Annotated in this window: 10 protein-coding genes; 1 reads left to right on the top strand and 9 read right to left on the bottom strand. The window is 64.4% G+C overall.

All coding sequences use genetic code 11. From position 1 onward, the window contains the following. Together X741_RS0136395 and X741_RS136680 are read right to left on the bottom strand one after the other, a co-directional pair. On the bottom strand, nucleotides 1-306 hold a 306-nt coding region (locus tag X741_RS0136395; RefSeq protein ID WP_031250805.1), incomplete at its 3' end, for a hypothetical protein. Beyond that, entirely contained in the window at nucleotides 306-3,491 is a 3,186-nt protein-coding gene (locus X741_RS136680; RefSeq protein WP_023780985.1) for a hypothetical protein, read from the bottom strand. The genes X741_RS136680 and X741_RS0136395, both read right to left, overlap by 1 nt. A gap of 30 nt (nucleotides 3,492-3,521) precedes the next feature. On the opposite strand from X741_RS136680, the gene X741_RS136685 reads away from it, so the two are divergent. Next, nucleotides 3,522-3,755: a hypothetical protein gene (locus X741_RS136685; RefSeq protein WP_023780984.1), complete on the top strand. Its 234-nt coding sequence runs from the start codon at nucleotides 3,522-3,524 to the stop codon at nucleotides 3,753-3,755. Here X741_RS136685 and X741_RS136690 read toward each other — a convergent pair. Genes X741_RS136690 through X741_RS0136390 form a run of 7 tightly spaced genes read right to left on the bottom strand, consistent with a single transcriptional unit; the run spans nucleotide 3,752 to nucleotide 7,009 of the window. Continuing rightward, complete coding sequence (locus X741_RS136690; RefSeq protein WP_023780983.1) at nucleotides 3,752-4,360, bottom strand: DUF6441 family protein; 609 nt, start codon at nucleotides 4,358-4,360, stop codon at nucleotides 3,752-3,754. The genes X741_RS136685 and X741_RS136690 overlap by 4 nt on opposite strands. Nucleotides 4,361-4,372: 12 nt before the next feature. Further along, nucleotides 4,373-4,525, bottom strand: coding sequence for a hypothetical protein (locus tag X741_RS136695; RefSeq protein ID WP_023780982.1), 153 nt, complete (start codon nucleotides 4,523-4,525; stop codon nucleotides 4,373-4,375). 50 nt (nucleotides 4,526-4,575) lie between these two features. After that, complete coding sequence (locus tag X741_RS136700; protein WP_023780981.1) at nucleotides 4,576-4,968, bottom strand: hypothetical protein; 393 nt, start codon at nucleotides 4,966-4,968, stop codon at nucleotides 4,576-4,578. Nucleotides 4,969-4,971: 3 nt separating this feature from the next. Next, the gene (locus tag X741_RS136705) at nucleotides 4,972-5,487 is read right to left on the bottom strand and encodes a hypothetical protein (protein WP_023780980.1); all 516 of its coding nucleotides are present in this window, start codon (nucleotides 5,485-5,487) and stop codon (nucleotides 4,972-4,974) included. Nucleotides 5,488-5,537: 50 nt separating this feature from the next. Further along, nucleotides 5,538-5,978 (bottom strand): hypothetical protein, encoded by a 441-nt coding sequence (locus X741_RS136710; protein ID WP_023780979.1) that lies wholly within the window; start codon nucleotides 5,976-5,978, stop codon nucleotides 5,538-5,540. A gap of 3 nt (nucleotides 5,979-5,981) precedes the next feature. Further along, nucleotides 5,982-6,350: a hypothetical protein gene (locus X741_RS136715; protein ID WP_023780978.1), complete on the bottom strand. Its 369-nt coding sequence runs from the start codon at nucleotides 6,348-6,350 to the stop codon at nucleotides 5,982-5,984. Further along, nucleotides 6,350-7,009, bottom strand: coding sequence for an FkbM family methyltransferase (locus X741_RS0136390; RefSeq protein ID WP_023780977.1), 660 nt, complete (start codon nucleotides 7,007-7,009; stop codon nucleotides 6,350-6,352). Before X741_RS0136390 ends, X741_RS136715 begins: the two co-directional genes overlap by 1 nt. Nucleotides 7,010-7,064: the final 55 nt, after the last annotated feature.

Here is a 7,064-nt window from a genome sequence, read left to right as displayed (position 1 = left end):
ATCCGTGGTGCCGGCCACGTCGCGCGACGGCGAGCCGTCAGCCGTCAGGTAACAAAACTCGGTGGCGCAATCGACGGCCAGCGTCATGCCGCGCCGCACGCCGTCCAGCGCCGGCATCTGCTGGTCGGTGCAGGAAATGGTCAGCCGATACTTGCCGTCCTCGCCATCGCCAAGGTCGATCAGTTCGTTGTTGACGGTGCGGGCAAGCTGCGACTGGCCGTCGAGCGCGAACTCCTCGGTGATGCCGCGCGCCGAATAGGGCGGCACACTGATCGGGTCGAGGCGCAGAAGCGTCAGGTCGGCCATCACTTGCCCCGCGTTGGCCGGCGACCGGCGCTGCTGTTGGCTTCCTTCAAAGCGAATTGCTGGAAGCGATTGGCGGTAAAAGTGTCGGTCACCATGTCGAAGATGTCGGATGGGCCAAGGCCGAAGTCGAGCTTGACGCGCATGGTGCCGCCGGCGGAATTGTCCGATGCGACCGATGGCGACACCGCGATGGCACCACCGCCAGCAAAACGGGGGATCGCCATCGAGCGGCTGAAGGTCTCGACGGCACCGCCGAGGCTGAAGCCGCGCAGGCCTTTCAGCGACGGCAGGAAACCCTGGTTGAGGGCGTTGAGGAAACCGACGCCTAGACGCTTGACCGCAGCAGCCTGGAGAACGAACTCGCCATTCGAAAGCCACGCCAGGATGCTGTCGGTCTTGGGTCCGCCGGCGCCGACGACATGACCGCCCTCGGCGAAACCGCCATGCGAGCCGCCGCCGGACGAACTGCTGCTGGAGCTTGCTTGTGCGCGCAACTGCTGCGCCTGCGCAACAGCCGCCTGCAACGCGGCGATGATGGAGGCGATCTCGGAACGGATCTGACTGGCAAGGCTGCGAATGACCGACGTCAGGTTGCCGAAGCCGCCTTGGATCAGAGATCCAAGGCCTGAGAAGATGCCGGAAAAGATCGACGGCAATTGTTGAAAAGGTTCGGCAACGGCCGTCGCGGCCTGCTGCGCACCGCTGGCGTCAATGCCGGAAAGCGCGGTGTTGACGCCGTCGACCGCCTCGGTTGCCGCACTTGGCATCCTCTGCACGTTTGTGACGACGCCGTCGACCGCCGTCTCGATATCGGAACTCAATCCGCCGGCGACGTCGCCAGCCGGGTTGAAGGCATCATTCAGGCCTGTCGCGGCCTCGTCAGCCGCCGGCTTGATGCGCTTGACGTCCGCAACGATGCCGTCGACGGCATGTGATACGGCATCGGGCTTGAGCGCGTCAGGTGCCGATTTGACCGAGTTGGCGACTTCATTGGCCAAGGTGCGAACGTGGTCACCCGCCGATTGCGCGCTGGCGGCGACGCCGTCGAGGGCCTGCTTGGACTGGTCGGCACGGCGCGCGACACCGTCTACGACGTCGAAGACTTCCTTGGTCAGGCTGCCGCCAGCACCGCCGCCGCGAAACACGGTGATGGTCTGGCCAAGGCTTTCGACCTTGGTCTTCGTCTCGTCGACGGCGGTGCCGAGATCCTTGACGTCGGTCGCCGCCTTCTTGTTGTCGGCGCTGAAGCCGGCGATGCCGAGCGCCGCCTGCTTGGCGGCGAATTCGCTGTCGGTCAGCTTGCCGGTCAGCAGGCCGATGAAGTTGGCGCTCTCCTGGCCGTCCTGCGCCAGCTTGTGAGCGCTGTCGGTGATGTCGAGGAACTGCTGCGCCAGCTTGCCGAGTTCAGGATTGGCCGCCCCGATCTTCGACACTTCGGCGCGAAAGGCCTCGACGTCCTTGGTGCCCTGGAATTGCTTGAAGACATCGAAAAGTTTATCCGCCGCATGCGGCAGCAGACCGTCGAACTGCTGGATAGCACCGATCGCATCGTCGATGGCGCTGCTCAGTCCCTTGTTTGCCGCGTCCTGCGACAGCCGCGCCTGGATGAGCGCGGCATCCTTCACCTGCTGCGTCATGTCGGCGACCTTGCGGCCTGCCTGGTCATAGGCGCTGCCAACCTTGCCGATCAGGTCTTCGTGAACACGCAACGCTGCCGTCGCCTCGTCGGTGCGGGTCGCCCACAACAGGATGCCGCCGGCGACGACCGTCAACACGGCAAGCCATGGATTAGCGAGCAGCGCCGTCGAAAATAGCGACAGGGCGTTGATGGTGGTGAAGATCGCCGTGCGCAGTACCTGGAAGCCGCCGAGGATCTGCGTGATCGAGGCCAGGATCAGCAGTTCGCCGCCGGAAATGTTGGTGCCAAAGACCGCGTTGACGGCATCGGTGACAAAGCCGGCCGCCTTGCGCAGCGTCTCGAAAGCCGGAATGACGACGCCGCTGACGACGTGCGTGACATCCTGGCCGAAGCCGACGATGGCATCACGCCATTCGACGATCCACTTGCCGCCGGCGCTGACATCGGCGTCGCGGCCGGAAAGCGCGGCGAAGAAATCGGCGATCAGGAGTTTCGCCTTGGCCAGCGCGTTGCTGGCGAAGTCGAGGATAGCGGCCTTGTTGCGCAGGATGAGGTCGCGGAAGGCATTGGCGCCGGCCGTGAACGACGGCACGAAGATGCCGCCGAGCTGCTTGAGCACGCCGCCGGCCGCCTTCTTCAGTTCATTCAAGGCATCGTTGAATTTCGCCGCGGCCTTGATCTGGTCATCGCTGAAAACAATGCCGAGATCCTCCGCCTTCTGCTTGAATTCCTCGAGACCGGCCGCGCCCTGGTCGAGCAGCGGGATCAGCTTCGATCCTTGCTCGCCAAACAGCTTCAGCGCGATCTGCGATTTCAGAGCGCCATCGGGCAGCTTGTGGAACGCATTGGCAACTTCGACCAGCAATTGCTCACTGGTTTTAAGCTTTCCACTTGCGTCCTTGACCTTGATGCCGAGTTCATCAAAGCCGGTCTTCGCCTGCACCGTGCCTGCCTTGACCTTGGATGCCGCGGCGCCGAAGCGCGTCACCTCGACGCCGATATCCTTGAAGGCCTGGACGGTGTAACCGGCGCCTTGGGTGATGTCGGCGTTGGCATCCTTGAATGCCTTGCCGACACCCTTGACCTTGCCCGCCGCCTTCACGGTTTCGTCGGAGGTCTTGATGATCTGCTTGTTGAACGAGTCCATGGCGTTGTTGAACTGCGCCTGGCTGACGCCAACACTATCGGCGGCGAATGCCAGCTCCTGGTAGGATTTGGCCTGAAGACCGGTGGCCTGCGCCGCCTTGCCGGCCTCGTCGGCGGATTCGGCGCTCGACTTGGCGAGCTCGAACAGGACGGCCACGACGCCATCGGCCGCCACCTTCAGCGCGGTGATGCCGAGCACCGCCCGCGTGGCGAAGGTCGCGACGTCTCCGGCAAGCAGCGACAGGTCGCCGCCAAGGCCGGACAGGTTGACGTTCTTGGTCGCCGCGTCGATCTGATGGATCGCCTTCTCGCCGGTCTCGCCGAGCTTGACCAGCTCCTCGACCATCTCCTTGCCGCCGAGCAGCTTGATCAGGACGTTGATTGCGTTGCGTTCAGCCACTAGGGTCAATTCCTTGCGGGAGGGCGAGACATGGCGATCAGATACCGGGTGACGACGCGAAGCCGGTTGAACGGCGACGGCCTATGCGGCGCGTGGATGCTGGTCGTTTCACCGATTTTGCAGGCGCTCGGATGGAAGTGGTATTTCGCCGTGCCGGAATGGTGGGCGCTGGCCTTCATCGCCATCACCGCCGCCACCTTCTTCGGCGGCTTCGTGCTGTTGATGATCGGCCGCGATTACGACAGCGTCGTCGACGAAAACTAGCCCTTGTTGAACTCGGCTGCGAAGATAGCCGGCAGCTGATCGCCGACCTTTTCCGCGACCTGGTGGATCGAAAACCTTGCCTTCATCGTCGCCTCGTCGATGCCGACGAACATCGGCACGGCCTTGGTCTGGATGCCGCCGCGCTTGCCTTTCTGCCCGGTCCTGACCTGCGCCGCCAGTAAGGGGCGCCTGCCGGTCCTGATGATCGGGAACAGCGGCCCGACATGGGCGACGAACAGCGCCGGTGTGGTGCGGTTGCGGCCGATCATCCTCGGCGCGGTCGGCAGCGCCAGCCACAGCAGCGGATGACCGAAAATCGATCCGCCATCCTCGAAAATGTTGGAATAGCCGATCTTGCTGTAGAGCAGGATCGACGGCTGCGTCGAGACGCCCTTGTCGGGATAGACGATGGTCGTCAGCGTGTTCTGCCATTTCTGGCTGAAGCCGGCCGCGGCGATGTTGGCGCGTCCCTCGCGCTTGGCGATGTCGGCGCCTTTTCGCGCGGTTGCCATCGACGCGGCGGAAAGCTCCTTGGTCGATTCCGCCATGGCCGCATCGAACTGACCCGATGCGGCCTGGGCGAAGATCTTGAGGCTGCTAACCATCGCGCCGGTCCTTCATTCGCGCAGATCCTCGATCTGTTTCGAGACGTCCTTCGGATCGCCGCGCGCGGCGTTCATGCCGATGACCAGATCGTCGGCCATTTCCTGTCGGCGATCCATTTCGCCGAAATGCAGCCATGCCGCCGCCTGGCGTGGTGTGTAGTGCATGACGGCGTCATACGAATGGCCAAGGCGCACCAGCCGCGCCGCGGCGAGCGCTAGGCTTTCTCCGGCTCCGCGTTCGCGCTGTCTCTGCCGGTTAGCCTGGCCAGCGCTTCGAGGAAAGGGCCGGCGGGGCTCGGCACCGTGAGCAGCAGGATGCGCGAGATCAGCAGGGCGCGCTCGCCCGGCGTCAAATTGGCCGCGCCCTTCTCGTTGACGCGGTCAATGCCGGCGGCGATCAGGGCCGCCTGCAGCGCGACCGAGAGCGTGCCGAAGGTCTTGGGATCGACCTTGGATTTCTTCGACTTGAGGTCGAAGAGATTGGCCACCTCGGGGAAGCGCATGACGATCCGCGCGATGTCGGTCAGTTCGACACCGCGCACCGTCACCTCATTGCCGCGCACCGTCTCGGTGAAGGTGAGCGGCGCGATGTCGATGAAATCGGTCATGCTTTACGCCTGCTGGCGGATGGTGAAGCGGCCGTAGCGGCCGTCCGCCTTGTTGACGTCGGCGACCAGCGGGATCTGGGCGAAGTCGTCATTGTCGGCCATCAGGTTGAAATCGCCGGACGGGCTGATGGTGACGTTGCCCTCGAAATCGATCATCGGCCCGACCGTGTTGGTGGCGGTCAGCTTGATGTCGACGGTGAGGTTCGGCGCCGTCAGCGGGTCGATGATCTCGTCGCCGTCGGTGTTGGTGTCGACCGTGGCCAGCATGAACATGGCGATGTTGCGCGCCGTGTTCTCGTCGAGCGTCGCCTTGATCGATGCGGCGACCTGCGTGACGGCGGTAAAATCCTTGCCCCGGATGCCGACGCGGCCCGAGAAGTGTTCCTTCTTGGTGACGTTCGGGGTGTAGACGAAATCGACCAGGTTGCCGGCGTCGACATAGTCCATGTCGGTGGACTTCTTGATGGCGATGCTGGCGGCGGGAATGCGATAATTGGCGGTATCGGGAGAGGCGCCCATTGGTCTGTCCTTTTCGGTGCTGTGCCCATGAACTCAGGGGCGGTTGAAACTCAGAGCGTGCTCGGGTCGAGATAGTAGGGAATAGCGAAGGCCACGCCCATTTCGCCGAGCATCGAGCGGCCCCAGGCCAGCGACGTCTGCGTCGAATGCAGCCGGCCGCCGATGTGGTTGGTGGTCAGCGCCGCCAGCTCGGTATCGGTGGCGATGGCGCGGATCAATTTGGCGCGGCAGGCGTTGAGCGCCGTGCCGACCTCGCTTGCCTTTTCCGGCAGCACGATCAGCAATTGCGGCGTCATGGTCATACGGCGCGGCCCACGCGATCCCCTGCTGTTCGGGTCGGTCTCGTCGGCCGCCTCGTCGCCGTCGAGCACCAGGATCGCCGGCAGGTTCGGTTCCGGCGGCCGGATGCTGTTGCGATAGACGGTCTTGATGTCGTCGATGGTGCCGGCGATTTCGACCAGCCGCGCCAGGATCGCTTCGCGGGTGTCCATATCTCAGCGCTCCGTCAGGTAAAGCAGGATCTCGCCGCCCGCCTCGCCGGTCGGCGACGGCAAGAAGCCGTGCGTATCGACCAGCCATTCCTTGCCGCTGAAGACGATGTGGGCGCCCTGGAATTTTTCCGGCTCGACGGCGGCTAGGTCGCATGCCCGCACCGCGGCCGCCGGCTTGAGCGTCGCCACCTCGGACTGGAACCGCCCGCCGCCGCCCGTCACGATGCCGACCGTCTTATCGATGACGCGCAGCGGGCCGCCATCGGCCCCGGTGTCGATGACCATGCCATCGGTGCCGTCGATCGTCAGCACCGCGTCGACGGCGATCGGCGAGGCGTAGAGCGCCGCGTAATGGATATCCCAGATCGACATCAGCGGATCCTCGCGCGGTCGGCTTCGCGGGCGAAGATCATGTTGCTGCCGGCCCAGCTGTGCAGGAAATAACCCTTCGCCGCCATGACCGCGCCGAGATCACCGCCGGCATGCGCGGCACCCGTGGCTTGCGCCTCGGCGATGACGACGCGTGGCGGAAGGTCGCCGAAGTCGGCACCGCGCAGCACGGCGACGTCGAGGCCTTCGATGTCGATCGACAAAAGGTCCGGCCACCGGCCGGCGGCGTGTTGTGCGACAATGGCGTTGAGCGTCATCACCGGAACGCAGACGCTGCGCACGATGCCGAGCGTGGCGGCGACGGCCGGATCGAAAGAGTTGCGGCCGGGATCGCCGGCGACATGGTGAAACAGCAGCGGGCCGCATTTTTCCGGCGCGACACCGACGCACAGGTTGATGTCATCCGGCCGCGCCTTGACGAAGGCGCCGAGCAGCGCCTCGTTCGGCTCGACATTGATGCCGCGCGAACCGCGCTCATAGAGCAGCGCCGTGTTCGAAAGGTCGAACGGGTGATAGGCGCCGACATCGAGATAGGACGGCCGCTCGACGCCGAGCCGCTTGAAGATGTTGAGCACGGCGAGATCGTCGCCATGCTGCGCATAGGTGCGACCGCCGAACCATTGATGCGGATGGCCGGTCATCAGCAGGACACCCAGACGCCGTCAGTGAGATAGCCGTGCCAATGCGAACTCATGT

The organism is Mesorhizobium sp. LNHC221B00, from assembly GCF_000502935.1.
In the GTDB taxonomy this organism is placed as follows: Bacteria; Pseudomonadota; Alphaproteobacteria; order Rhizobiales; family Rhizobiaceae; genus Mesorhizobium; species Mesorhizobium opportunistum.
The sequence above is the reverse complement of the archived record's forward strand: the minus strand, read 5'-3'. Positions and strand labels throughout refer to the sequence as shown.